At 67.4% G+C, this 25453-nt stretch carries 29 protein-coding genes and 1 pseudogene; 1 reads left to right on the forward strand and 29 read right to left on the reverse strand.

Going from position 1 to position 25453, the window contains the following annotated elements; translation table 11 throughout:
• Positions 1 to 14: 14 nt before the first annotated feature.
• The 28 genes and pseudogenes from rimP to ffh all read right to left on the reverse strand — a co-directional run bounded on the left by rimP (position 15) and on the right by ffh (position 22791).
• The gene (gene rimP, locus WEB06_11475) at positions 15 to 533 is read right to left on the reverse strand and encodes a ribosome maturation factor RimP (protein ID MEX2556241.1); all 519 of its coding nucleotides are present in this window, start codon (positions 531 to 533) and stop codon (positions 15 to 17) included.
• Positions 534 to 710: 177 nt separating this feature from the next.
• On the reverse strand, positions 711 to 2135 hold the full coding sequence (gene proS / locus WEB06_11480; protein ID MEX2556242.1) for a proline--tRNA ligase: 1425 nt from the start codon (positions 2133 to 2135) through the stop codon (positions 711 to 713).
• An 11-nt stretch (positions 2136 to 2146) separates the two neighbouring features.
• Complete coding sequence (gene ispG, locus WEB06_11485; protein ID MEX2556243.1) at positions 2147 to 3295, reverse strand: flavodoxin-dependent (E)-4-hydroxy-3-methylbut-2-enyl-diphosphate synthase; 1149 nt, start codon at positions 3293 to 3295, stop codon at positions 2147 to 2149.
• A gap of 10 nt (positions 3296 to 3305) precedes the next feature.
• Positions 3306 to 4433, reverse strand: a complete 1128-nt coding sequence (locus WEB06_11490; GenBank protein ID MEX2556244.1) for a site-2 protease family protein — start codon at positions 4431 to 4433, stop codon at positions 3306 to 3308.
• Positions 4430 to 5575, reverse strand: coding sequence for a 1-deoxy-D-xylulose-5-phosphate reductoisomerase (locus WEB06_11495; GenBank protein ID MEX2556245.1), 1146 nt, complete (start codon positions 5573 to 5575; stop codon positions 4430 to 4432). Before WEB06_11495 ends, WEB06_11490 begins: the two co-directional genes overlap by 4 nt.
• 33 nt (positions 5576 to 5608) lie before the next feature.
• Positions 5609 to 6460, reverse strand: a complete 852-nt coding sequence (locus WEB06_11500) for a phosphatidate cytidylyltransferase (GenBank protein ID MEX2556246.1) — start codon at positions 6458 to 6460, stop codon at positions 5609 to 5611.
• 17 nt (positions 6461 to 6477) lie between these two features.
• Positions 6478 to 7035, reverse strand: a complete 558-nt coding sequence (gene frr, locus WEB06_11505; GenBank protein MEX2556247.1) for a ribosome recycling factor — start codon at positions 7033 to 7035, stop codon at positions 6478 to 6480.
• Positions 7036 to 7048: 13 nt separating this feature from the next.
• Complete coding sequence (gene pyrH / locus WEB06_11510) at positions 7049 to 7768, reverse strand: UMP kinase (GenBank protein MEX2556248.1); 720 nt, start codon at positions 7766 to 7768, stop codon at positions 7049 to 7051.
• Positions 7769 to 8332: an elongation factor Ts gene (tsf, locus tag WEB06_11515; protein ID MEX2556249.1), complete on the reverse strand. Its 564-nt coding sequence runs from the start codon at positions 8330 to 8332 to the stop codon at positions 7769 to 7771. It lies immediately after the preceding gene.
• A gap of 76 nt (positions 8333 to 8408) precedes the next feature.
• Entirely contained in the window at positions 8409 to 9251 is an 843-nt protein-coding gene (rpsB, locus tag WEB06_11520) for a 30S ribosomal protein S2 (GenBank protein MEX2556250.1), read from the reverse strand.
• A gap of 152 nt (positions 9252 to 9403) precedes the next feature.
• Positions 9404 to 10267, reverse strand: coding sequence for a hypothetical protein (locus WEB06_11525; GenBank protein ID MEX2556251.1), 864 nt, complete (start codon positions 10265 to 10267; stop codon positions 9404 to 9406).
• A 38-nt stretch (positions 10268 to 10305) separates the two neighbouring features.
• Complete coding sequence (locus tag WEB06_11530; protein ID MEX2556252.1) at positions 10306 to 10833, reverse strand: M23 family metallopeptidase; 528 nt, start codon at positions 10831 to 10833, stop codon at positions 10306 to 10308.
• 58 nt (positions 10834 to 10891) lie between these two features.
• Positions 10892 to 11755, reverse strand: a complete 864-nt coding sequence (gene whiG, locus WEB06_11535; GenBank protein MEX2556253.1) for an RNA polymerase sigma factor WhiG — start codon at positions 11753 to 11755, stop codon at positions 10892 to 10894.
• A complete protein-coding gene (locus WEB06_11540; GenBank protein ID MEX2556254.1) occupies positions 11730 to 12653 on the reverse strand; it encodes a tyrosine recombinase in 924 nt (307 codons plus the stop codon). Before WEB06_11540 ends, whiG begins: the two co-directional genes overlap by 26 nt.
• 46 nt (positions 12654 to 12699) lie before the next feature.
• Positions 12700 to 13611 (reverse strand): DNA-processing protein DprA, encoded by a 912-nt coding sequence (dprA, locus tag WEB06_11545; GenBank protein ID MEX2556255.1) that lies wholly within the window; start codon positions 13609 to 13611, stop codon positions 12700 to 12702.
• The gene (locus WEB06_11550; GenBank protein MEX2556256.1) at positions 13608 to 15137 is read right to left on the reverse strand and encodes a YifB family Mg chelatase-like AAA ATPase; all 1530 of its coding nucleotides are present in this window, start codon (positions 15135 to 15137) and stop codon (positions 13608 to 13610) included. The genes dprA and WEB06_11550 overlap by 4 nt, the downstream gene beginning before the upstream one ends.
• Positions 15138 to 15141: 4 nt before the next feature.
• Positions 15142 to 15495: a YraN family protein gene (locus tag WEB06_11555; GenBank protein MEX2556257.1), complete on the reverse strand. Its 354-nt coding sequence runs from the start codon at positions 15493 to 15495 to the stop codon at positions 15142 to 15144.
• 464 nt (positions 15496 to 15959) lie between these two features.
• The gene (locus tag WEB06_11560) at positions 15960 to 16286 is read right to left on the reverse strand and encodes a DUF2469 family protein (protein MEX2556258.1); all 327 of its coding nucleotides are present in this window, start codon (positions 16284 to 16286) and stop codon (positions 15960 to 15962) included.
• Positions 16283 to 17038: a signal peptidase I gene (lepB, locus tag WEB06_11565; GenBank protein MEX2556259.1), complete on the reverse strand. Its 756-nt coding sequence runs from the start codon at positions 17036 to 17038 to the stop codon at positions 16283 to 16285. Before lepB (WEB06_11565) ends, WEB06_11560 begins: the two co-directional genes overlap by 4 nt.
• A complete protein-coding gene (locus WEB06_11570) occupies positions 17038 to 17724 on the reverse strand; it encodes a ribonuclease HII (GenBank protein MEX2556260.1) in 687 nt (228 codons plus the stop codon). Before WEB06_11570 ends, lepB (WEB06_11565) begins: the two co-directional genes overlap by 1 nt.
• A gap of 73 nt (positions 17725 to 17797) precedes the next feature.
• Positions 17798 to 18592 carry a signal peptidase I gene (gene lepB, locus WEB06_11575; GenBank protein MEX2556261.1) on the reverse strand — a complete coding sequence of 265 codons (795 nt, stop codon included), beginning with the start codon at positions 18590 to 18592 and terminating at the stop codon, positions 17798 to 17800.
• Positions 18593 to 18754: 162 nt separating this feature from the next.
• Positions 18755 to 19093, reverse strand: a pseudogene (rplS, locus tag WEB06_11580) (50S ribosomal protein L19).
• 90 nt (positions 19094 to 19183) lie between these two features.
• Positions 19184 to 19879: a tRNA (guanosine(37)-N1)-methyltransferase TrmD gene (gene trmD, locus WEB06_11585; GenBank protein MEX2556262.1), complete on the reverse strand. Its 696-nt coding sequence runs from the start codon at positions 19877 to 19879 to the stop codon at positions 19184 to 19186.
• Positions 19879 to 20280 carry a PaaI family thioesterase gene (locus tag WEB06_11590; GenBank protein ID MEX2556263.1) on the reverse strand — a complete coding sequence of 134 codons (402 nt, stop codon included), beginning with the start codon at positions 20278 to 20280 and terminating at the stop codon, positions 19879 to 19881. The genes trmD and WEB06_11590 overlap by 1 nt, the downstream gene beginning before the upstream one ends.
• Complete coding sequence (rimM, locus tag WEB06_11595; GenBank protein ID MEX2556264.1) at positions 20277 to 20795, reverse strand: ribosome maturation factor RimM; 519 nt, start codon at positions 20793 to 20795, stop codon at positions 20277 to 20279. The genes WEB06_11590 and rimM overlap by 4 nt, the downstream gene beginning before the upstream one ends.
• Before the next feature lie 11 nt (positions 20796 to 20806).
• Positions 20807 to 21082 (reverse strand): KH domain-containing protein, encoded by a 276-nt coding sequence (locus WEB06_11600; GenBank protein MEX2556265.1) that lies wholly within the window; start codon positions 21080 to 21082, stop codon positions 20807 to 20809.
• Positions 21037 to 21318 (reverse strand): 30S ribosomal protein S16, encoded by a 282-nt coding sequence (gene rpsP, locus WEB06_11605; GenBank protein MEX2556266.1) that lies wholly within the window; start codon positions 21316 to 21318, stop codon positions 21037 to 21039. The genes WEB06_11600 and rpsP overlap by 46 nt, the downstream gene beginning before the upstream one ends.
• A 57-nt stretch (positions 21319 to 21375) precedes the next feature.
• Complete coding sequence (gene ffh / locus WEB06_11610; protein MEX2556267.1) at positions 21376 to 22791, reverse strand: signal recognition particle protein; 1416 nt, start codon at positions 22789 to 22791, stop codon at positions 21376 to 21378.
• A 143-nt stretch (positions 22792 to 22934) separates the two neighbouring features.
• Between ffh and WEB06_11615 the strand changes: the two genes are divergently transcribed.
• Positions 22935 to 24761, forward strand: coding sequence for an ATP-binding protein (locus tag WEB06_11615; GenBank protein MEX2556268.1), 1827 nt, complete (start codon positions 22935 to 22937; stop codon positions 24759 to 24761).
• A gap of 6 nt (positions 24762 to 24767) precedes the next feature.
• On the opposite strand, the gene WEB06_11620 is transcribed toward WEB06_11615, so the two are convergent.
• On the reverse strand, positions 24768 to 25394 hold the full coding sequence (locus tag WEB06_11620) for an ANTAR domain-containing protein (GenBank protein MEX2556269.1): 627 nt from the start codon (positions 25392 to 25394) through the stop codon (positions 24768 to 24770).
• Positions 25395 to 25453 lie beyond the last annotated feature (59 nt).

A 25453-nucleotide genomic window follows, 5' to 3' on the forward strand; every position in this document is an offset into this window, starting at 1 on the left:
AGCCCCCCGAGCCCCTACCACGGGAGCACGACCTTCGCGTTCGTCATCTCCGCGAGCGCGACCTCTACGGGTCCGCTCTGCGTCACGAGTCGAACGCGATCCTCTCCCACCTCCTCCAATGTTCCCTCGTGCTGACCAAGGGCCAGCACGACTCGCACCTTCCGGCCGAGGACGCGTCGGAAGTCCCTCGGCGTCCGCAACGGCCGGTCCAGCCCCGGCGACGTCACCTCGAGCGTGTACCGCCCGACGATCGGATCGTCGGCGTCGAGCATCCGAGACAGCTCCTTGCTGACCACAGCGCACGTCTCGAGGTCGATCCCCTCGTCACGATCGGCCACGACTCGCACCAGTTGGGTGCGTCCGCGGCGGACGGAGAGCTCGACCAGCTCGGCGTCGTGTCGCGCGAGGACGGGCTCGACGAGCGAGCGGACCCGCTCCTCGAGGACCGTCTGGTTGCCCCGTCCTCCCGCATGGCCGGCCTGACCTTTTGGGGCGCCCCGTTGGCCGCGGGGGCGAGCGTCCCTGTCCCGCAACGCCCGCCTCCTCGTTTCCCGGGGCCGAAACGGCCACCCTTACTCAAACAAAAAGCCGGCGGTCGCCGACTTCGCATGGCCCTGCCGTTTTCCGAGGCTGATTATAGCACCGGGGGGTGTTTTTCGCGGGGCTAAGCCCGGTGTGCGCGGGCTCCGAACGCCGGTTCGGCAGGTCGTTCAGTAGGCGATGGCCCAGGTCGCACGCTCGGTGGCCGGAGCGCCGCACACGAGGCACGTGCCCTGCGCCGGCTCCGGATCGAGCGGCAGATAGCGGATCGTAGCCTTGGTATCGGCTTTGACGCGGTCCTCGCATCCTCGCCGGCCGCACCAGCCGGCGGTGAGGAACCCGCCCGGGTCGTCGACCAGGCGCTTGAACTCATCGTAGTCGCCCGGCGAGAAGGTATGAGCTTCGCGGAACGCGGTCGCTTCGGAGAGCAGGACCGCCTGGATCTCGTCGAGGATCTCGGTCACCCGCGTGGCGATCCCGGGCTCGGGGACTTGCTCCTTGGTGCCGGTGTCCCTGCGCGCGAAGGTGGCGTGCCCGGCGGCGATGTCCTTTGGGCCGATCTCGATCCGGATGGGGACACCCTTCAGCTCCCATTCGTTGTACTTGTAGCCGGGGCGGAACCCCTCGCGGTCATCGACCTTGACCCGGCGGCCGGCCAGCGCACCGACGATCACTTTCACCGCGTCGCTCACCAGGGCGCGTTCGTCATCGGACTTGTAGATCGGGACGATGACGACCTCGATCGGCGCGAGCGACGGGGGGAGCCGGAGACCGCGGTCGTCGCCGTGGGTCATGATCACGCCGCCGACGAGCCGCGTGCTCACGCCCCACGAGGTGGCTTCGGCGAAGTGCTCCTGGCCGTCGCGGCCGAGAAACTTCACGCCGTACGCCTTGGAGAAGTTCTCACCGAGGTAGTGCGACGTGCCGGCCTGCAGCGCCTTCCGGTCGCGCATCAGCCCCTCGATCGTGAACGTCTCGACGGCGCCGGCGAAGCGCTCGGACTCGCTCTTGCGCCCCACCTGCATGGGGAGGCCGAGCACGTTCTCCGCCGCGTCCCGGTACACATCGAGCAGGATCATGCGTGCCTCGGCGATGGCTTCCTCGGCGGTCTCGTGCGCCGTGTGGCCCTCTTGCCAGAGGAACTCGGTCGTCCGAAGGAAGAGCCGCGGGCGCAGCTCCCAGCGCACGACGTTGCACCACTGGTTGTAGAGGAACGGCAGATCCCGGTAGGACTGCAGCCACTTCGCGTAGGTGGCCCAGAAGATCGTCTCCGACGTCGGGCGGATGATGAGCGGCTCCTCGAGGTCCTCGCCGCCGGCGTGGGTGACCACCGCGACTTCCGGCGCGAACCCCTCGATGTGATCGGCCTCGCGTTCGAGGAGCTTGTAGGGGATCAGGAGCGGGAAGTAGAGGTTCTCGTGGCCGGTGGCCTTGATCCGGTCGTCGAATGCCCGCTGGATCCGCTCCCAGATCGCGAAGCCGTAAGGCTTGATGACCATCGTTCCGCGCGCGAGCGAGGGCTCGGCGAGGCCGGCCTGCTTGACGACCTCCTGGTACCAGCCGGGGAAGTCCTCCGATTGCTTCGGGAGCGCCATCGGGCCGGAGTCTAACGTTTCCGACCGATCTGCATCACCGATTGCGGCTGCGGGGCGACCCGCGCCACGGTTGCTGCCCCGTGCGCGCCCTCCGCGCGGAGCACCTCGGCGAGCTTCTCAACCTCTTTCGCGATCTCTTCGACGATCGCATCCTCGGGGACGGTGCGCACGATCTCGCCGCGGACGAAGATCTGGCCCTTCTCCTTACCGGCGGCGACGCCGACGTCGGCCTCGCGCGCCTCACCCGGACCGTTCACGATGCACCCCATCACGGCGACGCGCATCGGCACGTCGATGTGGGCGAGGCGTTGCTCGACCGCGGTCGCGAGCGCGAACACGTCCACCTCGGCGCGGCCGCACGACGGGCAGGCGACGAGGTCGAAGCCTTGCTCGCGGAGGTTCAGCGACTCGAGGATCGCGATGCCGGCTTTGACCTCCTCGACGGGATCGGCGGTGAGGGAGACGCGGATCGTGTCGCCGATCCCCTCCGCCAGGAGCGAGCCGATCCCGACCGACGACTTGATGATGCCCTTCGCAGGCGTGCCGGCCTCGGTGACGCCGAGATGGAGCGGGTAGTCGCACCGGGTCGCGATCGCGCGGTACGCCTCGATCATCGTCCCCGGGTTGTTGTGCTTCACCGAGATCTTGATGTCTCCGAAGTCGGCGTCCTCGAGCAGCTTGACCTCGAGCATGGCCTGCTCGACGAGCGCCTCGACGGTCGGTCCGCCGAATCGCTCCATCACGTCTTTCTCGAGCGAGCCGGCGTTCGCCCCGACGCGGATCGGCACCCCGCGCGCGGCGGCTTCGCGCGCGATAAGCGCGACCTTGTCGTGCTTGCGGATGTTCCCGGGGTTGATGCGGATGCCGTGGCATCCTGCCTCGAGCGCCGCGATCGCGTACTTCCACTGGAAATGGATGTCCGCGATGATCGGGATCGTCGAGTGCGAGGCGATCGCGCCGAGCGCCTCGACGTCGTCGGTGTCGGGAACGGCGACCCGGACGATGTCGCACCCCGAGGCGGCCAGCGCGGCGATCTGCTGTAGCGTCGCATTGACGTCGGCCGTCTTGGTGATGCACATCGACTGCACGCTGACCGGCGCGTCGCCCCCGATCGCGACGCTGCCGACGCGGATCTGACGGGACTTCCTGCGCTCGGACATCTCCCCGAGTCTAGCCGGGGAGACGAATCGGATTCACGATATCCGTGTAAAGAAGCAAGAGGAAGAGCATGCCGAGCGCCGAAAGCACCATCGCGGTGATCGGCAGTAGCCGGCGCACGTCGACTTCTCGCCGAGTCAGCTTCTCGAATCCAAGTACGGCGAGGTGACCACCGTCGAGCGGCGGCAAGGGCACAAGATTTACGACACCGACGAAGATATTGAAACTAACGATTATCAAGAACAAGGAAGCGAAGTCTCCCTCGCTAGCCGCGTCGCCGGACAATCTGCCCACGCCAACGAGCGACGACGGATCGGTCTCGCTTCGTTCCTGCCGGCCGATCGCGACCTGGAACAGGCGGTTGAGATTGGACGGGGCGAAGACGTTCTTGAACGCGACAAGGCTTTGCCACATCCCGATGCCCACTTGTCTTCCGGACTCGATGATCGCTCCGCCCGCCGAGTGATCGATCACTGCGAATTCCGGAGAGACTCCGAGGAATGCGATCTTCTGACCGTCTCGCTCGCGTTCCCCGAGCGTCGCCGAGAGGGCTAGCTCCCGGCCGTCTCGCTCGACCACGATGTCGAGCCGCTGCCCTGGCGCCCGAGCGAGGATCGCTTCCTGCACTTGACTCCACTGCGTCACCGGCCGGCCGGCGACGGACACGATCCGGTCCCCAGCCTTCATACCGGCTCGTTGGGACGACGTTATCTCGCCGGGGGTCTCCGATCCGATCTTTCTGATCTCCAACGTCGCAGTCCCGTAATCCTTTTGTCCGGCGATAGCGAGAATCGCTGCCAGGATGACTAATGCAACGATGAAATGCGTCACCGAGCCGGCGACGAGCACGATCGCACGCTGCCAGGCAGGCTTTGCCTTGAACGTGCGCGGTAGGTCCTCCGGAGGGATCTCCTCCAGCGGATTCATGCCGGCGATCTTCACGTACCCCCCGAGGGGGAACGCGGCGATCCCGTACTCGGTTTCGCCTCGCTTCACGGACCAAAGCTTGGGTCCGAATCCAATGAAGAACTTATCCACCTTGATCTTGAACCACTTCGCGGTCGCGAAATGACCGAGCTCGTGGATGGCAATCGCCAGGAGGACGAAGAAGATGAAGAGCAAGATGCCGAATCCCCTCATCGGATGGCCTCGATCTCCGTTCGGGCTTGCCGGCGAGCCCACTCCTCGGCGTCGAGCACGCCGTCGAGCTCGGGATCGGCGACGGGGTCGTGCCGCTCGAGGACGCGTTCGATAACGGGGGCGATGTCGCCGAACCGCAAACGCTCCGTGAGGAACGCCTCGACGGCCTCTTCATTCGCGGCGTTCAGCACGCACGGGTAGGTTCCGCCGCTGCGAGCCGCAGATATCGCGAGGCCGGGGCACGGGAACGTCCACCCGTCGAGCGGCTCGAACTCGAGCGCGCCGAGTGTCTGCCAATCGAGCGGCTCGGCGCCGTCGGGCAGACGCTCCGGCCACGCGAGCGCGATCTGCAGTGGAAGGCGCATGTCCGGGCTCGAGATCTGGGCGATGCACGATCCGTCGACGAACTCCACGATGCCGTGCACCAGCGATCGCGGGTGGACGACGAGCTCGACACGGTCTATGGGCAGGCGGAACAGATGATGCGCCTCGATCGCCTCGAGGCCCTTGTTCATCAGGGTCGCCGAGTCGACCGTGATCTTGGGTCCCATCCGCCAGGTCGGGTGCGCGAGCGCTTGCTCGACGGTCACGTCTTCCAGCTCGGCGCTCGTCCGCCCGCGGAACGGGCCGCCGGAGGCCGTGAGGATGACGCGGCGCACGTCGTCCATCCGGTTCCCGGCCAGGCACTGGAACACCGCGGAATGCTCGCTGTCGACCGGGAGCAGCCGTTCCGGCCGGTCGACGATCCGCCGCGTGACCAGCGAGCCGCCGGCGATGAGCGACTCCTTGTTCGCGAGCGCGACCGTCTTGCCGGCGTCCAGCGCGGTCAGCGTCGGGAGCAGTCCGGCGCTCCCGACGAGCGCGTTGACGACGACGTCGGCGTCGGGATGCCCGGCCGCCTCGAGCAGGGCGTCCCGCCCGACGCCGAAACGTGTGCCCGACGGGACCTCGATGTCGCCCCGGTCCAGCACGGCGAGCGCAGGCCGGAACTCGTCTACCTGCGCGGCCAGGAGCTCGGCGTTCGAGCCGGCGGCGAGCGCGACCACGCGGAACCGGTCGGGATGCTTGCGCACCACGTCGAGCGTTTGGGTCCCGATCGACCCGGTCGAGCCGAGGAGCGCGATCCGTTTCACATCATCCATCCTGCCAGGGGACCTGAGGCTACGCTGAGAAGGTCACAGGACCACGACTCTGAAGATCCAGTACGCGGCCGGCGCGGTGAAGAGCAGCGCGTCGAGGCGGTCGAGCGCGCCGCCGTGCCCGGGCAGGATCGTACCCATGTCTTTCCTGTCCAAGTCGCGCTTGAGCATCGACTCGGTCAGGTCCCCGATCGGCGCCAGGACCGAAGCTGCCAGCGCGAGGAGGGCCGAGGAACCGAGGTCCAGCAGCCCGAGATGCGGACCGATCAGAAGTGCCATCCCGAACACGAAGATCGTGGCGCCGGCGGCGCCTTCCCACGTTTTCGATGGGCTTACGGCCGGCGCGATCTTGTGCTTGCCGAAGAACGAGCCGGATGCGTAGGCGCCGATGTCGTAGAAGGCGACGGCTCCGATGAACGCGATCACGTGCGCGATCCCGTTCTGCAGGTCGCGGATCAGGATCGCGTGCGCGCCGAGCACCGGGATGTAGGCGACGCCGAGCACCGTCACGGCGATGTTGGTCGCGACGCGATCCCGCTCCGGGTCGACCAGGTACCAGAGGAACGCACCGACGAGCGTCAGCACCATCCCGAACGACAACGCCTGCGGACCCTTCCAGTAGGCACCGGAGAGAACGAGCGCGCCGCCGGCGAGCCCGAGCGCCGTCGCCGGACGGTAGCCGCGCGACGAAAGCGCCGAGTAGAACTCCTGGAGGGCGAGGAGGATGGCCGCTCCGGCGAGCACAGGAAAAGCGACCGGCGTCCAGTAGAGCGTTCCGAATATCAAACCGGCCAGGGTCAGGCCGGTGATGATCGCGACGGGAAGATTACGTCCCGAGCGCGGCGCTGCCGGTTCGGGCGGTGATCCCTCCGTCGGCGCCGGCTCCATGACGCTCGCCCGGCGGGCTAGACCTCGGAGAGCTCGCGCTCTTTGCGCTCGAGCATCTGATCGATCTCGGTCACGAAGCGGTCGGTGAGCTTCTGGAGCTCCTTCTCCGCGCGGTGCCCGTCGTCCTCGGACACCTTGCCGTCCTTCATGTCCCCGTCGATCTCTTCCTTGGCGTGACGACGCACGTTCCGGATCGCGACCCGGCCGTGCTCCGCGCGATCCTTCACGAGCTTGATGAGATCCTTGCGGCGTTCCTCCGTGAGCTGCGGGAAGCTCAAGCGGATCACCGCGCCGTCGTTCGACGGGTTGAGGCCGAGGTCCGAGGTCAGGATGGCCTTCTCGATGGACGAGATCGCGTTCCGGTCGTACGGATGGATCACCAGCATCCGCGGCTCCGGGACCGAGAACGACGCCAGTTGCTGCATCGGCGTCGGCGCGCCGTAGTACTCGACGGTGATCTTCTGGAGGAGTTGGGGTGACGCGCGCCCGGTTCGGAACCCGGCGAACTCCTCGCGGGTAACCTCGATCGCCTTGGCCATCTTCTCTTCAGCCTGCTTGAGCGCGTGATCGATCATCTGGCTCCTCCGGCTACCCGCGGACGACGGTCCCGATCGGCTCCCCTTCGAGTGCGCGGCGGATGTTTCCCTGCACCTGCAGGTTGAACACGATGATGGGAAGCTTGTTGTCCATGCAAAGCGAGATCGCGGTGTTGTCCATGACGCCGAGCCCACGCTGGAGGACCTCGAGGTACGTGAGCTCGTCGAAGCGGACCGCATTCGGGTTCTTGACCGGATCGTCGTCGTAGACGCCGTCGACCTTCGTCGCCTTGAGGATCGCGTCTGCGCCGATCTCGAGCGCTCGCTGTGCGGCGGTTGTGTCGGTCGAGAAGTACGGCGTCCCCATGCCGGCCGCGAAGATGACGATCCGGCCCTTCTCGAGGTGGCGGACGGCGCGGCGCGGGATGTACGGCTCGGCGACCTGCGTCATCTGGATCGCGCTCTGCACGCGCGTCTGAACGTCGTTCTTCTCGAGGGCATCCTGCAGCGCGAGCGAGTTGATGATGGTGGCCAGCATGCCCATGTAGTCCGCGCGGGCGCGGTCCATCCCCTGGGCCTGCGGGGAGTTCCCCCGGAAGATGTTGCCGCCGCCGACCACGACCGCGACCTGCATCGAGAGCTCACGGACGACCTCACCGAGCTGATCGGCGAGCGAGTTCACGATACGCGGGTCGATGCCGAAACCGAGCTCGGGGTCGGCGAACGCCTCGCCCGAGAGCTTCAGCAGGACCCGCTCGTACGCTCCGGCCATCTAGTCAACCCCGACGCGGAAGTATGCGAACCGGCGCACCCGCACCGGCTCCTTGAGCTCGGACGATGCCTCGGCCAGCATCTCACCGATCGTCTTCTTTCCCTTCTCGTCCCGGATCCAGGCTTGGTCGACGAGGCAGACCTGCTCATAGAACTTCTTCAACCTGCCCTCGAGGATCATCTCCATCTTGTCGGCGGGCTTCCCCTCCGACTCCGCCTGCTTCCGATAGATCTCCTTCTCCCGCTCGAGGACGTCGCCGGGCACCTCTTCGCGGCTCACGTAGTCCGGTCGTGTCGCCGAGATCTGGAGCGCGACCTCGCGCGCAAGGCTGCGGAAGCGATCGGTCTTGGCGACGAAGTCCGTCGCACAGTTGAGCTCGACGAGCACGCCGACCTTCGCGGGAAGTTGCGGATCGGGCGCGTGGAGATACGCCTCCACGAGCCCCTCATCCGCGCCGCGCAACCCCAACTTCTTCGCGCCGGCCAGCCCACGTTCCCTGAGGAGGTCCTTCGCCTTTTCCATGTCGCCGCCGGCGTCTTGCAACGCCTTCTTCGCGTCCATCATCCCGGCGCCGGTCGCGTCCCTAAGCGCCTTTACGTCTGCTGCCTTGATCTCCACCACGTCTCCTGTCGTTCTTGGTCTAGCGCATCATGCCGCGCTTGCGTTCCTCTTCTTCGATCTCCTTGCGGCGCTTCTCTTCTTCCTCTTCGGCCAAGAGCTGCAGCTCCCACTCGGCCAGCGGCTCCTCGGGCATCAGCTCCGGCTCGGGCGGCTGCTCCTGCCCGCCGACGTCGGGCGCGCGCGATCCGAGACCGTCGATCACGGCGTCGGAGATGATCCGCGTCAGCAGCGCGATCGCGCGGATCGCGTCGTCGTTGCCGGGCAACGGATAGTCGACCTCATCGGGATCGCAGTTGGTGTCGAGCGGCGCGACCACCGGGATGTTGAGCTTGCGCGCTTCCTGGACGGCGATGTGCTCCTTGCGCGTGTCGACGACCCACAGGGCCGACGGGAGCTTGGTCATCTCGCGGATGCCGGAGAGGTTCTTCTCGAGTCGCTCCCGTTCCGCGCGGAGCTTGAGGACTTCCTTCTTCGGCAGGACGTCGAACGCGCCGGTGGCCTCCATCGCCTCGAGCTCGCGCAGACGCGACAACCGCTTCGACATCGTCTGGAAGTTGGTCAGCATCCCGCCGAGCCAGCGCTGATTGACGTACGGCATACCGCAGCGGCGAGCCTCGTCCTCGACGATCTGCTGCGCCTGCTTCTTCGTCCCGACGAAAAGGATGGTGCCTCCGCGGGCGATGGTGTCCCGGACGAACCGGTACCCGCGCTCGATCCCGTCGACGGTCTTCTGGAGATCGATGATATAGATCCCGTTGCGCTCGCCGAAGATGAAGCGGCGCATCTTGGGGTTCCATCGGCGGGTCTGGTGTCCGAAGTGGACACCCGCCTCGAGCAGTTGCTTCATGGTTGTTACGGCCATACATGGACCTCCGGTTGTCCCTCCGCTCACCGTGGCCTGGGCTTTCGCTCAGCGCCCTGCTCGGCAGAACCCCGGACGCGCCGGGGACCGGTTGCCGATCGGCGAGCGTGCGAATTTGCTCCCTCCTGGGAGCCCACGGATGGTAGCAGAGCCTACGAGGAGCTCGTCGGGGCCTCTTCGGTGCCGTAGAGCAGCACGGACCGTCGCGCGAACGCGAGCAGCAGCCACATCGTCACCAGAGCCGCGACGAACGCGTACAGCGTCAGCGGGAAGGCCCTCGGGACCGCCTCTCCCGCTGCCGCGAGGCGATACAACCCGTTGGTAACGAACCCGTAGATCAGCACCAGCACGATCTGACCCAGCGGGCGGCGGCGGAGCCACCGGTTGCCGCGCCGGAACGCCGCACCCGCAGGCAGGCCGTCGGCGGCCGCCACGAAGGTCCCCACGAGGATCAGAACGCCGAAGAGCAACGCCGTTCCGATGGCGCCGTCGTCTCGAACGGACGCCAGGTCGGCTCCGATGGTGAGCGATACCCCGAACAACGCGAACGAGACGAGCTCGAGGAAGGCGAACGTCCGGAAGCGAGCCCGCAAGGTTCGCGAACCGTTGCCGAGCGACGGCAGTTCGCCGCGGGCTCGCTGGGTTGCGAGGACGACCAGGACGCCGAACACTAGGGTGCGGAGCACCAGGGCGACGGTGCGAAGCACCCAGATCTCTGCGGCGGCGCGGTCGGTGATCTCGATGACGCCCACGTCGAGGAACGCGTCGACCGGCGGAAGAGATACCAGCGGCATCATCACGTCCGCGCGCCCGGGCGCACCCAGCGCGAACACCCAGAGCAACAAGACGACGACACCGAAGAGCGGCGCGAGGATCAGGAGTGGGTCGCCGACCAGGGACGAGGCCGACCAAGAAAGGACCCGCCCGAGGCGCCACTCCTCCGCCGGCCGGCGCCGGCGTATGCGGATGACGACGTCACGGCCCGCGCGTTCGACCGAAGCTGATTCACGGCTCACGTCCGAGGATGCTAGCGCGCGTGCGTTCGCGCAGCGCCCTACGGCTCCTCGGGGATCGGAGCGAGGCGGATCGCTTGGGAGAGGTCGCGGCGCAGCCCGTCGAGCAGGAGCGGCTCCGGATCGATGTATGTTTCACCGATCCGAGCGCCGAAGTGCAGGTGCGGCTGCGCCGAGCCGGCGTGTCCTGGACCGCTCGATGCGATCGGCTGCCCCCGCGTGACGACGTCGCCTTTCTTGACCGAGACCGAGGTCAGGAACGAATACGTGGTTCGGATCCCATCGGGGTGATCGATCGAGACGAACAGCTCCGTCGCCACGAGCCCGGCGAACGCCACGACCCCGGCATCCGAAGCGACCACCTTCGTTCCGATCGGGACGGCCATGTCGATGCCGCGGTGGCCGGCCGCGAACGGGGTCGGCGGGGACTCGAAGTGTCGGATGATCGGCCCTTTGACCGGCCGCAGGTACCCCGGCGTCGGAGACTGGACGGCTGCGGCGCCGTTCGGCCCGCCGAGCGCGAGGGCTGCGGCGAGCGCCGACACGGCAACTTTCGATGCGAAGATCACGCCGTGACGTTACGAGGTCATGCGTGGGGTTGGAAGTTCCTCGATCCGGACGAGCGAGTCAGTCGTTCGTGGCTTCCGCCATCCTGTTGCGGAGCTGAAGGACGGCCTTGGTGTGCATCTGGCACACGCGTGACTCCGTGACGCCGAGCACCCCGCCGATCTGCGCGAGGGTGAGGCCCTCGTAGTAGTACAGCGTGATCACCAGCCGCTCGCGCTCCGGGAGCACGTTGATCGCAGACGCGAGGATGTGGCGGGTCTCCTCGGACTCGAAGGACATCTCGGGGTCGGCGGCTCTCGCGTCGGCCAGCGTGTCGACGAGCGACACCGACTCGCCCTTCTCGCCGCCGACCGAGAGCAACTCGTCGAGCGCAACGACGGAGACAAGGTTGATCTGGTTGAGCATCTCCTGCAGATCGTCGAGCGACACCCCGAGCTCCTCCGCAAGCTCTGCGTCGGAGGGCGGGCGTTGCAGGCGGCTGCCGAGTTCGCTCAACGCGCGTTCCACCTCACGGGCTTTGAACCGCACCGAACGCGGGATCCAGTCGATCGCACGCAGCTCGTCGATGATCGCGCCGCGGATGCGGTTGATCGCGTAGGTCTCGAACTTGATGCCGCGTTCGATGTCGAACTTCTCGATCGCGTCGATGAGCCCGAAGATCCCGTAGGACACGAGGTCGGCTTGCTCGATGGTGGCCGGTAATCCCACCGATACGCGCCCCGCGACGTACTTCACGAGCGGCGAGTAGTGGAGGATCAGACGCTCTCGAGCACCTTCGTCGTGCGTCCCTTTGAACTCTCGCCAAAGGGCGTTGAGCATCGAGCCTTCCTCTTGGTCGACGGTCCCGGCTCCGTCTGCGGAGGCGGCGCCATCGGCCCGGCGGGAGGCGCGTGTCTTGCTAGGCCCTTGGATGCGTGAGCTCATAGACCTGCCGGAGTCTTTCCCTCGAAACCCGAGTGTAGATTTGCGTGGTCCTCAAATCAACGTGTCCCAAGAGCTCCTGGACGGTTCTCAGGTCGGCTCCACCCTCAAGGAGATGTGTAGCGTACGTGTGCCGGAAGGTGTGCGGGGAAGTCTTTCCGCCCGGTACGACCTCTCGCGCGTATTTCGTCACCAATGCGCGCACGTCTCGCTGGCCGATCCTTCGTCCGCGTCTGTTGTAGAACAGCGCGGCCGGGGGTGAGGTCTCGCGTATGAAGGAGCTGCGGGCCTTCGCCAGGTAGGTCCGGAGCGCGTCCGCGGCCGGCTCCCCCATCGGCACGATCCGCTCCTTGCGACCCTTCCCCAGGACGCGGACCTGTGCCCGGGCGAAGTCGACCTCGTCGATGTCGAGCGCCGTCAGCTCTCCGACCCGGATCCCGCATCCGTAGAGCAGCTCGAGCATCGCCCGGTCGCGCAAGCCTGCGGGCTCGTCGCCGGGAGGCAACTCGACGAGGATCTCGACCTGACCCTTCTTCAGCACCGCAGGGAGGAGACTCGCGCGCTTCGGCGTCGCGACCAACGTCGCCGGATTGTCGCCGCGCACGCCTCGGCGCACGCAGAACCGATAGAACGCGCGCAACGTGGCGGCCTTGCGGTGAACGCTCGCGCGAGCCATGCCGCGCGTCGTCAGCCACGCGAGGAAACGGCGGACGGTCTGATGCGATGCCGTGACGGGGTCGCTGCGCGCGCGTCGGCAGAATTCGAAATACTGCTCGAGGTCACGTCGATAGGCGGAGACAGTATGCGGCGACAGATCACGCTCGGATTCGAGGTGGCGCAGGAAGGCTGCGGCCAGCTCGGCGGCGAGGGCAGGCGCTTCGGCAGCGGCTTGGGGGGTCACGAAGCCAACTATCGGCGGGGGCGACACCAGCGTCAAGGAACACGGTTCATCGGAGCCTGCGGACGCTCCCTCCGCCGCCGCGAGCGATCCAGCCGCCGAGCTCGAGCCGCATGAGCGTCTTGGCGAGCGTTCCTCCATCGAATCCGGCGAGCGCTCCAACGGTTTCGGCCGACATGGTCTGCTTCCCGATCAGCGCGAGCACGGCCGCTTGCTCGTGCGGCATGTCCTCGGGGACGTCGTGGAGATCGCGCATCGCCGATTCCCGCGCGATCTCGACGCCGATCCGCTCGAGCACATCTCCGGCACAGGTGCACGGCGCCGCCCCGTCGCGCAGAAGCTCGTGCGGACCGATGGACACGTCGATCCGAACGTCGCCGGGCACCGCGAAGACGTCGCGACCGATACCGAGCGCGTGCCGCGCCGTGCTCAAAGCCCCGCTACGCTCACCCGCTTGTACGACGACGGTCGCGAGCGCCAGCGCGGCGATGATCCGGTTCCGGTGGGTGAAGCGATGCTTGCGGGTCGGCGTGCCCGGCGGATGCTCGGCCACGAGCGCGCCGCGCTCGGCGATCCGCGCGTAGAGGTCGCGGTGGCTCGATGGGTAGCAGACGTCGATCCCTCCGGGGAGCACTGCCACCGTCGTGCCACGATCGAGCGCGCCGATGTGGGCGGCCGCGTCGATCCCGCGAGCGAGGCCGCTGACGACGCAGATACCTCCCATGGCGAAGTCGGTCGCCAGCGCTTCGGTGATATCCGTCCCGTAGGGAGTCGGCGTTCGCGTACCGACGATGGCCACGCACGGAGGAAGCCGGTCGAGCCGCCGGCCCAGCACCCAGATCCGGTCCGGCGGGTCGGGCAGATGTTCGAGCTTCGTCGGGTACTCCGCCGCTCCCCGATCGATCACACGCCAGTCGATCCCCTCGGCGAGGACCCGTCCGCTGTCGGTTCGGAACCTCACTTCTTCGGATCGAACCGGAACGAGAGCGCGCTCTCGACGTGATCGTACGTAACGATGTCGTCGCCGCGGAGATCGGCCACCGTGCGGGCGACGCGCATCACCCGATGGACGCCTCGTGCCGACAGACCCAATTGATCGACCGACCGTTCCAACGCCCTTTTGGCGGAGGCGTCGGCCGCGACGGCCCCTTCCAGGGATGCGGTCGGGATGTCGGCGTTGGTCTGGATCCCGAAGCTCGCGAGACGATCCGCCTGACGCTGCCGCGCGGCGATCACCCGCTCGCGCACGACGGCCGATGAGGCGCCCTGGGAGTGAAGGAAGAGCTCCTTCTTCTTGAGCCGCTCGACCTCAACCTGAAGATCGATGCGGTCCATGACCGGACCAGAGAGCCGCTCCTCATAGGTCGCGAGCCGGCCGGGCACGCACTTGCACGAACGGAGGGCGTCACCGAGATACCCGCACGGGCACGGGTTGGTCGCCGCGACGAGCTGGAAGCGCGCCGGATAGGTGACCGCCCAGCGCCCCCGGACGATCGTCACAGTCCCCTCCTCGAGCGGGCCGCGCAAGGCTTGCAGGGCGTCTCGCTTGAACTCGGCGGCCTCGTCCAGGAAGAGGACGCCTCGATGGGCGAGCGACACCTCTCCCGGTTGCGGCACCAGGCTTCCTCCGCCGATCAGTCCCACGGTTGACACGGATAGATGCGGCGCCCGGATCGGCCGTTGGGTGATGAGGCCGGCGTCCTCGGGTAACAGCCCGGCAACGGAATAGATCCGGGTCACTTCGAGAGCCTCCCCGTGCGTCAGCGGCGGCAAGATGCCCCGCAGACGCCGTGCGAGCATGGTTTTGCCGCCGCCGGGACTTCCCCTCAACAGAAGGTTGTGGCCGCCGGCGGCGGCGAGCTCGAGCGCCTGCTTCGGCAAGGTCTGACCGCGCACATCGGTGAGGTCGGCGTCGTCGGCCTCCACGGGAGCCGGCGGTTCGGCCGCACCCTCGGTAACCCCGTCGAGCGTGCATTCGCCCCGAAGGAAGTGCACCGCCTGCGCGAGGTGGTCGACCGGAAGCACTTCGATGCCGCCGACGAGCCCCGCCTCGGTCGCGTTCGCCCGCGGCAGCAGGATCGCGCGCTTCCCTGCCTGCGACGCCGCCATCGCACTCGCGAGCGCGCCGCGTACCCGCCGGATCGTCCCGTCGAGCGACAATTCGCCGAGCAGACACATCTCGCGGAGGCGATCCTGCGCGATCCGGCCGTCGGCGGCGAGCACGCCGAGCGCGATCGCCAGATCGAAACCGGGACCGGCCTTGCGCAGATGGGCCGGCGACAGGTTGACCGTGATCCGCTGCATCGGCCACTTCTCGTTGCTCGACAGAACGGCGGCGCGAACACGCTCGCGCGCCTCTTGGATCGACGCGTCCGGCAGACCTACGAGCGTGAACTGTGGAAGGCCCGAGGCGAGCGCGACCTCCACCTCGACGGGGTAGCCGTCGAGCCCGACGATCGCGACCGTTTCGGCCTTGGCGACGCTCATCGGCTCAGAACGCTCCCTCGAGGTGCGTGACCAGCGGGCCGGTCCCGCCGGTGCGCACTTCGACGACGTCGAAGCGGATCGCGGCCGCGGTCGGCCGCTCGTGCATCAAGAAATGGCGTGCGAGCCCGCGGATGCGATTCTGCTTGCGCCACGTGACGGCCTCACCGGGCGTGCCGAACCGGTCGGACCTTCGGGTCTTCACCTCGACGAATGCCAACACCCCGGCGCGCTCGGCGACGATGTCGATCTCACCGGCGCGGCCGCATCGAACGTTGCGGCCGACGATCCGCCACCCCTGTTCGGCGAGGAACCGCGCGGCGATCTCCTCGCCGGCCCGTCCGAGTTCGCCGCGTCCCACCGCGCGACGATAACGGGATGGAGACGAAGGATCGGGCTTTCAGGACCGTCTTGCGCGAAGAAGGAAGAGTTTCACGATCCATCTGTACGAGAACAGAGCCTCGTCAAGAACGTCATCAGGGCTGGGCGTCGATCCGAGGACACCGTGCTGTGATCGGGCGACCATCGCGATCTTTCGCCCCGGCCGATTCTCGTATCGATCGAGCGTCACATGTGGCGGCGGTCATTCCATACGAGTTCTCGATACTGCTCCTGACTCGGGGCGATGATCACCAAACCCGCCAAAGCACGCGGGAGAAACAGGAGCCGATCGGGAATCGCCGAGCCGCAGGCTCCTTCTGAGGTCAACGCGTGGCCCAGATGACGAGCAGCGCGACGACGATCATCGTGATCGCGAAGATCGTGATGTCGGCGGTCTTGCCGCCGCGGTACTTCCGGAGCGGGTTGTAGCCCATCGCGCTCAGCCTAGCTCAAGGCCGCGGGCCCGGCCGCCGCTTCCGGGCCGTCCTCCTTGCGGAGCTCTTCGATGTTGACGTCCTCGAACGTGATCACGCGAACCTGTGGCACGAACCGGCTCTGCCGGTACATGTCCCAGACCCACGCGTCGGACAATGTGACCTCGAACCAGATCTCATCGCCCCGACGTTTCTCCGCGACGTCGACCTTGTTCGCGAGGTAGAACCGGCGCTCGGTCTCGACCAGGTAACGGAACATCTGGAAGACGTCGCGGTACTCTCGATAGAGCGCGAGCTCCATCTCGGCCTCGTACTTCTCGAGATCGTCGATGCTCACGCCGCCCGCCTCCTCAGTCGTACGGCACCGATAACAAGAAGCATCGCCGAAGCCGCCTCCGGACCGCCGCCGTAGGCCGGCACGTCGAACAGATCCCATCGCTTCGGCGGCCACACCTTCACGAACGCTTTCCCGATCATCTGCGTGCGCTTCACCGGCCCGAGCGAGAAGCGGCTGTCTTCCGAGTGCGGCCGGTTGTCCCCCATCATGAAGTACGAGCCCTTCGGCACGACGAACGGCGCGAACGGACGCAGGTCGCGCTCCTCGGCGATGTAGGGCTCGTCGAGGGTCAGCTTCGAGCCGTCGACTCGGGTGACCGTCACGATCCCGTCGGTCATCTCCACCGTCTCGCCGGGCAGGCCGACGATCCTCTTGATCAGATCCTCCTCGCCCGGTGACGCCGCGCCGATGCCTTCGGTGAGGAAATCGATCGCCCGTCGCACGATCCCGCGCGGGGGCTGGACGGTCTCGCGAGCGAAGACGACCACCTCACCGCGGCGCGGCTCGCGGAACCGGAACGCGAGCTTGTTGACGAGCACGCGATCTCCCTTGATGAGCACCGGCTCCATCGACTCCGACGGGATCCAGAACGCCTGGAGCAAGAAGGTCTTCATCAGGAGCGCGAGCCCGAAGGCGATGAGTACGAGGACGGGAAGCTCCTTGAAGAATCGGAGCCGTTCGCGCTTGGGCGGAACGCCCGCGGGCTTGTCCGGCCACTCCGCTTGCAGCGGGGAGCCCTCGAGCGGCCGCATCACGGCGAACCCGACGGAACCAGCTCCTGGCCCAGCGCGGTCAGCTCGTCGAGCTCCGCCTCCAGCAGCTCGGCTTCGATCGTTCCCCCCGCGCCGACGCCCTTGAACGACATCCGGTGGACGGGCGTCGGGCCGTGCGCCCGCAGCGCGGTCCAATGCTCGCGCGTGCCGTACCCCTTGTTCGACGCGAACCCGAATTCCGGGAAACGGCGATGCAGCCGGCGCATCGTGCGATCACGCACGACCTTCGCGACGATCGAGGCCGCCGCGACCGACGCCGCGACACGGTCGCCCTTCCGGATCGAAAGCGTCGGCACCGGCATCCTCGGCACCGAGAAGCCGTCCGAGAGCGCGTAGTTCGGCCTCGGCTCCAAACGAGCGATCGCGGCGCGCAGTGCGCGGATGTTCGACTTGTGCAGCCCGCGACGGTCGATGATCGCCGGCGTCACGCGCACAAGCGTAAGCGCGACGGCCTGCGCCCGGATCTTCACGGCCAGGACGTCCCGCTGCTTGGGGGTTAGGAGCTTCGAGTCATTGAGGCCGGGGAGGTCGAAATCGTCGGGCAGGATCACGGCTCCGGCGACCAGCGGCCCGGCGAGGGCGCCGCGGCCGACCTCGTCGACCCCGGCGACCAGCGCGAACCCCTGATCGTGGAGCTCACGTTCGATGGCACCGTCCGGCCGCATCGAGCTGAGGATAACGCGGCCGGACGACGCCGGCGGGTCCCGCCGTCCGGTTCGGGTGCCCGGTCTGCTCCGCTCATGCAGCTCTGTCGTGGCGTTGCCGCCGTTTCCTGACGCGAGCGGCGCCGAGGAAGACCACCGGGACGACAACCGCGACCGAACCCAACGCAGCCGCCTCGTACTTCGGGGTTCCGAGGATGCCGATGCGGCTCAACGGCCATACCTTGACGAAGGCTTTACCGACGATGTCGGAGCGCTTGATCGGCCCGAGCCTGGTGCGGCTGTCTGCGGAGTTCGGCCGGTTGTCCCCCATGACGAAATACGACCCCGCGGGAACCTTCGAAAGACCGAACGGCGACGTGTCCTTGTCCTCCGCCAGGTACGGCTCCTTCAAGGCGATCTTCGTACCGTCGGTCTTGGTGATCGTGACGACGCCGTCTTTCATCTCCACCGTCTCACCGGGCAGGCCGATGATGCGCTTGATGAAGTCGCGGTCCGACGGAGCCGACACGCCGAGCCCCTCGGTGAGCGTGTCGACGATCTTGCGCAACAAACCCCGATCGTCGGCCGTGGGGTCGCGTTCCGCCACGAAGACGATGACCTCACCCCGGCGTGGTTCGCGGAATCGATACACGAGCTTGTTGACGAGGACCCGGTCGCCGATCTCCAGCGTCGGCACCATCGATTCGGAGGGGATGAAGAAGGCCTGGATCAAGAAGGTCTTTATGAGCAGGGCCAAGCCGAACGCGATCAGGATGAGGACCGGGAGCTCCTTGAAGAACGACAGCGCGCTTCGCTTCTTCGGGGGCGGCCCGGCGGGTTTGTCCGGCCAGTCCGACTGAAGGGGGGAATCCTCGAGGGGCGGACGCACGGGCGCGTCCTAGGCCTGCGCCGGAGTCTCGGTCTCGTCGGGTGCAGTCGCCTCGGTCGTTTCCTCGGCGGCCGCCTCCGGCTCTTCCGGCACCTCGGGCGCGGCAACTTCGACGGTCTCGGCCGTCACAACGGCCGCGATGCCCTCTTCGGGAACCGCAACACGCCGCTCCTTGATCTTGGCCTTTCGGCCGGTGAGCTCGCGCAGGTAGTAGAGCTTCGCGCGGCGCACCTTGCCGTGCTGGACGATCTCGAGCTTGGAGACCGTAGGCGCGTGGATGGGGAACGTCCGCTCGACGCCGACCCCGAAAGACATCTTTCGAACCGTGAACGACTCCCGGAGCCCACCGCCGCGCCGCGAGATCACGACACCCTGGAAGACCTGGATGCGTTCGCGACCGCCCTCGGAGACCTTGACGTGCACCTTGACGGTGTCGCCCGGCCGGAAGGCCGGGACGTCGGTACGCAGCCGCGACCGCTCGACGAGGTCGACCTTGTTCACGGCGCGCTCTCCTCCTGAGGTGGCCTGCTCGGCCGGATCGGCGAAAGGCCCATGGTACGGGCGGAGCACTTCCCCTGCAACGACGCCCAGCTAGGGCGCGATGTCGAGGTCCGGCCCGAGCAGATCCGGCCGCCGCCGTTTGGTCCGCTCGAGCGCTTCCCGCCTCCGCCAGGCCGCGATCTCGGCGTGGTCGCCCGACAGCAGCACGTCCGGCACGGCCATGCCGCGGAAGTCCGCCGGCCGCGTGTACTGGGGAAAGTCGAGGAGGCCGTCGGGGCCGAACGACTCCTGTTCGACCGAGGCCGCCTCCTTCACCACACCGGGCACCAGCCGCGTGACTGCCTCGACGACGAGCAGCGCCGCCGACTCGCCACCCGCCAGGACGTAGTCGCCGACGGACAGCTCATCGGTCGCGAGCCCTTCGGCGACCCGTTCGTCGATCCCTTCGTACCGGCCGCACATCAAGATCAGATGCGGCGCAAGCGCGAGGTCACGCACAAGATCTTGGTCCAGCCGACGTCCGGCCGGCGTCAGCAAGACACGGCGGGCCGTCTCCCATCCCTCGATCGCCTCGACCGCGGCGAACCACGGATCCGGCTTCATCACCATCCCCACCCCGCCGCCGTACGGCTCGTCGTCGACGGTGCGATGCGGATCGGTCGTGTGCTCGCGGAGGTCGTGCAGGCGAACGTCGACCACACCGCGCTTCCTGGCTTTGCCGAGCAATGAGGCGTTCATGGGCCCGGTGAAGAACTCCGGGAAGATCGTCACCACGTCGATCCTCATCAGGCGTCCATGATGAGCTGCGTGCAGGTGAAGATCGCGATCAGGCGCCCATCCTCTCGCGTCACCCGCGCCTCCCAGACGTGCGTCCGCTTCCCCTGATGTATCGGGAGGGCTTCCGCGATGATCCGCCCTTCCGACGCCGACGCGATGAGATTCGCTTTCAGCTCGACGGTTATGAAGGTCTTCCCCGGCTCGAGCGACGCCGAGCAGCCCTGGCCGCACGCGGTGTCGGCGAGCGACACGACGGCGCCCGCGTGCACGCCGTCGATGTGCGGACGCAGATGCTTCTCCTGGACCTCCATCTCGGCCCGGCAGTAGCCCGGCCGCCGCTCGACGATCTCCAGGCCGAGCAGGCCGGGGAATCGCCGCGCCCGCCGGGCGGCGAGCTCGTCGGAGCTCATTCGAAAAGTCCCGGAATCACGTGGATCACGATCCTCCCCGACCCGAGGTCGACCGACCGGATGAACTCCTCCACCGCCGGGACCATGGCTTCACCATCTCCGGTGTCTATCACCCAGACGTCGTTCCCCGCTCGCTCGATCACCCGGTCCAACGTGCCGAGAACTTCTCCCTCCTCGTCGACCACCTCGAGCCCCCGGATCTGCCATTCGTAGTAGGTGCCTTCCGCGGGGGCGGCGACCTCGTCGGCCGGGATCGACAGGAGCGCGCCGCGCATGCGCTCTGCCGCTCCGCGGTGGGGAACCTGTTTGAACGTCACGAGCAGCAGGCCGCGATCCCTGCGTGCCTTCCGCACCGTGAGCGGAGAGCGCTCCCCTTCGGGGTCACCGGCCTCGAGACTTGCTCCGGCGGCGAACCGGTCGGGGGCGTCGCTCAACACCTCGACGACGACTTCGCCGGTGGTCCCGTGGGGTTTGACGATCCTGCCGACCACGATCCGCTCGGGAGCGGAGCCCACTGGGGACCTCGCTACTCGACGATCTCGATGAGCACGTGGACGCCGGCTTTCGCCGCTGCGGCCCGAGTCACCTGACGGATCGCGCGCGCCGTGCGCCCGCTGCGGCCGATCACGCGGCCCATGTCCTCGGGATTGACGCGCAGGCGGTAGACGGTCAGGTCGCCCTCGCCGGAGGAAGACGAAACCTCGACGTCGTCGGGATGCTCGACGATTGATTTGGCGAGATAGGTGAGCGTGGCCTCTACGAGGCCTTCGTCGCCTTCGTCGCCTCGAGGTGTTTCTTCCATGTGCCCGTTGCCCGCAGCAAGGCGACGACGCTCGCGGACGGCTGGGCCCCTTTGGCCAGCCAGGCGAGCGCCTTCTCCTCGTCGATGCGGATCTCAGAGGGATCGGTGAGGGGGTTGTAGGTGCCGAGTTGCTGGACGGGGCGCCCGTCGCGGGGAGCGCGCTGATCTGCGACGACGACGCGATAGAAGGGCTGCTTGCGCTTGCCCGTCCGCATGAGTCTGATCCGCACCGACATGTGGAGGCACAGGCTACCAGGCTGACCGATGCTCGTCGCACCGGGCCGGGGCGCCGCTCAGCGCCGCTTCTTCTTCTTGCGCTTGGCGTGCTGCTTGGGGCGGTGGGGGCGTTGCTTCGGTTTGGGACGTCCCCCGGCGCCCGGCACGCGCGGCATCGTCATCCCCGCCGGCATCCCCGGCATGCCGCCGCCGCCGGCCATCGCTTTCATCATCTTCTTGGCCTGCTCGAACTGACGCAGCAAACCGTTCACGTCGCCGGTCGTCATCCCGCAGCCGCGCGCGATCCGCGAGCGCCGCGAGCCGCCGATGATCGAGGGGTCACGCCGTTCCCCCGGCGTCATGGAGCAGATGATGGCCTCGGTCCGCGCCATGTCCTTCTCGTCGAGCTCCATCCCCTTGAGCTGCGAGCCGAGTCCCGGGATCATCCCGAGGATGTTCGTGAGCGGCCCCATCTTCTTCAGCTGGCGCATCTGGTCTAGGAAGTCCTCGAGGGTGAAGGTCGCCTCGAGCATCTTCTTTTCCATCTCGCGCGCTTGATCTTCCTCGTAGACCTCCTCGGCCTTCTCGATCAGCGTGAGCACGTCGCCCATGCCGAGGATCCGCGACGCGATCCGGTCGGGATGGAACGGCTCGAACGCATCGAGCTTCTCGCCGGTGGAAGCGAACTTCACCGGCCGGCCCGACACGTGCGCGATCGACAACGCGGCGCCGCCGCGCGCGTCGCCGTCGAGCTTCGACAGGACGATCCCCGTGAAGTCGACGTGCTCGAGGAACGAGGTCGCCACGTTCACCGCGTCCTGCCCGGTCATCGCGTCGACGACGAGCAGGGTCTCCGTCGGCTTCACGCGATCGCGGATCGCGGCGGCCTCGGCCATCATCTCCTCGTCGACGTGGAGCCGGCCGGCGGTGTCGACGATCACGACATCGCGCCCGAGCCGCTCCGCCTCTTTGACGCCCTCCGCCGCGACCTCGATCGGCGTCATACCCTCACGCGCGACCACCGGGACTCCCGCCTGCTCCCCGAGCAGGACGAGCTGCTGCACGGCGGCCGGGCGGCGAAGGTCGCACGCGACGAGCAGCGGCTGTTTCCCTTTGGCTTTCAGCCACGTCGCGAGCTTCCCCGCGGCCGTCGTCTTCCCCGAGCCTTGCAGGCCGGCGAGCATGATCACCGTCGGGGGCTTTGGGGCGAAACGCAGCGGCTTCGAGGAGCCGCCGAGGATCCCCACGAGCTCCTCGTTCACGATCTTGATGACCTGTTGCGCCGGGGTGAGCGCCTTGAGCACTTCCTCGCCGACGGCACGCTCTCGGACGCGCGTGACGAATGCCCGCGCGACCTCCAGATGGACGTCCGCCTCCAAGAGGGCCATGCGGACCTCACGCAGGGCCTCGTCGACCTGCTCTTCAGAGAGCCGGCCACGCGAGCGCAGCCGCTTGAAAACGGCCTCGAGGCGATCGGACAGGGTGTCGAACATCCGGCGCATGGTATCGCGGCACGTGAGAGCCGGCCGGGCCGGGGAAACTGGGCGGAACCTCCCGAAACAGCGAGCCGAACGCGGCGGAAAATGGTCGGAACAGGCTACCGACCGGCCGTTTCGGCGCCGATACATTGGGCGAGATGCCTGGGGACATCGCCGGCCGGGAGATCGCGCGCCTTCGCGGGATCGAGCGCAAGCTCGTCTGGATCCGCTGGTTCGGGGTCGTCTTCGGCGTGTTCCAGGTCTGGCAGCTCGCCGGGCCGCAGACGCCCGATTACGTCGTCCCGATCTCGTATCAGACCATCGTCGTGCTCGGGATCGGGAACCTGATCATCGGCGCACTCTCCGGACGCGCGAACACCGTCCGGGCCCTCAAGCGGATCGGGTACGCGGCCTTCGCGCTCGACATCGCGCTCGTGTTCGCGAACATCTGGCTCGGTTCCTACGATCGCAATTCAACCTCTTGGACGCTGGCATACGTCCTCCCGCTCGAAGGCGCGATCCGGTACCAGATGCGAGGTGCGGCCTTCAGCATCGCCGCGTTCTCGATCTCCGAGCTCGCGCGTGAGATCTACCGGCTCGGATTGTTCGACGACCTGCACTTCGAGATCTCTTCCGTCACCTACCGGGTGGGACTCTTCTCGATGATCGCCCTCATCGCCGGGATCATGGCCCGCAACCTCGAGCACGAGCGTAACGCAGCGGAATCACGCGCCGACGAGCTCGAGCAGATGGCCCGGCGCGAAGCAGCTTCCCGCGGCGAGATCCAAGCGTTCCACGACGTCGTTCTCGCCGGGATCGGCTCGGGCACGCTCGAGCAGACCCTCTCCGACGTCGCCGCCGCGATGGGTCGGGCGTTCGATTGGGAAGCGTTCGCGATCGGCTTGATCAACGAGGAGAACGACGACGTGCGGCTGCTGGGCTCCTACGGCTTTCCGGAGAAGGTGATCGACCAGGTCATGCCCGCCGGGCAAGGCGTCGTGGGCCGCTGCATCGCGACGGGTGAACCGCAGCTCGTTCCGGACACCGGCACCGATCCCGACTACGTGCCGTGGAACCCGCTCGTCCGCTCGGAGATGACCGCCCCGATCCGTTACGAGGGCAAGATCATCGGCGTCGTCGACGTCGAGGCTCGCGAACCGGGGCGGTTCACACCCGCGGACGTCGAAGGCCTCGACCGGCTCGCCACGCAGATCGGCCTCGTCGTCTCCAACGCGCGATCGCTCGCGTCACAGCGGGCTATGGTCGAGCGTCTCCAGGAACTCGACACGATGAAGAGCGACTTCGTCGCGGTCACCTCGCACGAGCTCCGCACCCCGTTGACGGCGGTCCAAGGATTCATCCGCACGCTCCGCCGCCCGGACGTGCGCCTTTCCCAGGGTGAGATGGAGGAGTTCCTCGCGATCGTGGACCGGCAGGTCGAACGCCTTTCCCGGCTCGTCGAGGAGCTCCTGTTGACCGCCCGCATAGACGCCGGAGCGATCGACCTGCTCATGGACTCGGTCGACGTCGCCGAGGTGCTGGAGGAAACGCTCGTCGAGCTGGGCGACGGGCGCGCTCGCGTGCAACTCGCGATCGATCCGTCGCTGCCGCGGATCGCGACCGACGCACAACGACTCGGGCAGATCGCGCGGAACCTGATCGAGAACGCACTGAAGTTCTCCGGCGACGACGAACCCGTGCGGGTTACGGTCGTGCGCGACGGCTCCGTCCTGCTCCTCGAGGTAGCCGATCGGGGCCCGGGTATCCCCGAAGATCAGCTTCCCCAGATCTTCGAGCGCTTCCATCAGCTTGGGGGATCCCTTCGACGACGCGGTCAGGGCCTGGGGCTCGGCCTCTACATCGTGCGCAACCTCGTCGACGCGCTCAACGGCACGGTGCGCGTGCGATCGACGGTGGGCGAGGGAACGACCTTCTCGGTAGGGATCCCGCTCGTGCCGGCGGCGGTTCGCTCCTCGAGCGCGTAACTTGATTCAGCTCGCCGAGCGCGTCCTGCGCGGCGGCGCGGCGTGAACCTGTTCGACCTCAGGCTTGTCGGCGAACATCCTCTCGGCGCGGATCACCGAGTCCGCGATTTCGCGCATCTTTCGGTTCTCGTCCTGGCTCGCCTTCTGGAGCTTGCGGAACGCGTCGGGCTCGGACAGCCCGAGCCGGTCCATCAGGATGCCCTTGGCACGTTCGACGAGCTTCCGCGTCTCGAGCTGATCTCGAAGGTCGTTCGCCTCGCCCCGTGCTTTCGCGAGATCGGCCGCGCGTGCGACCGCGGCGCGCACCTGGGCGTGGAACAGCGTCCCGTCGACGGGGAACGGCACGAACGAAGACGCGCCGTGCTCGACGGATGGACCGATCGCGACATCGGAAAGCCGATCGGTGACGACGACGACGGGGCGATCGCCCGAGCAGATGTCATACAGGAGCTTCGGATCCTCGCCGGCGACCACCACGAAACCGTCCACCGAGCGGGCGTTCGCCTGGTCGGCGAGCGTCGCCCAGTCCGAGCCTTCCGCGACCACGTCGACATCGAGTGATTCGAGGACGCGTCGCAACGAACCGTGTGAGAACGTGCCGTCCTCTACCAGAACGACGCGGAGACGAGCCATGTCTCCCTCCCGCAGCAACGGCACCCAACTCCGAGCGCCTCTTCTTCCGGCCTTCTGTG

The sequence above is a fragment of the Actinomycetota bacterium genome, from assembly GCA_040905475.1.
Taxonomy (GTDB): domain Bacteria; phylum Actinomycetota; class AC-67; order AC-67; family AC-67; genus DATFGK01.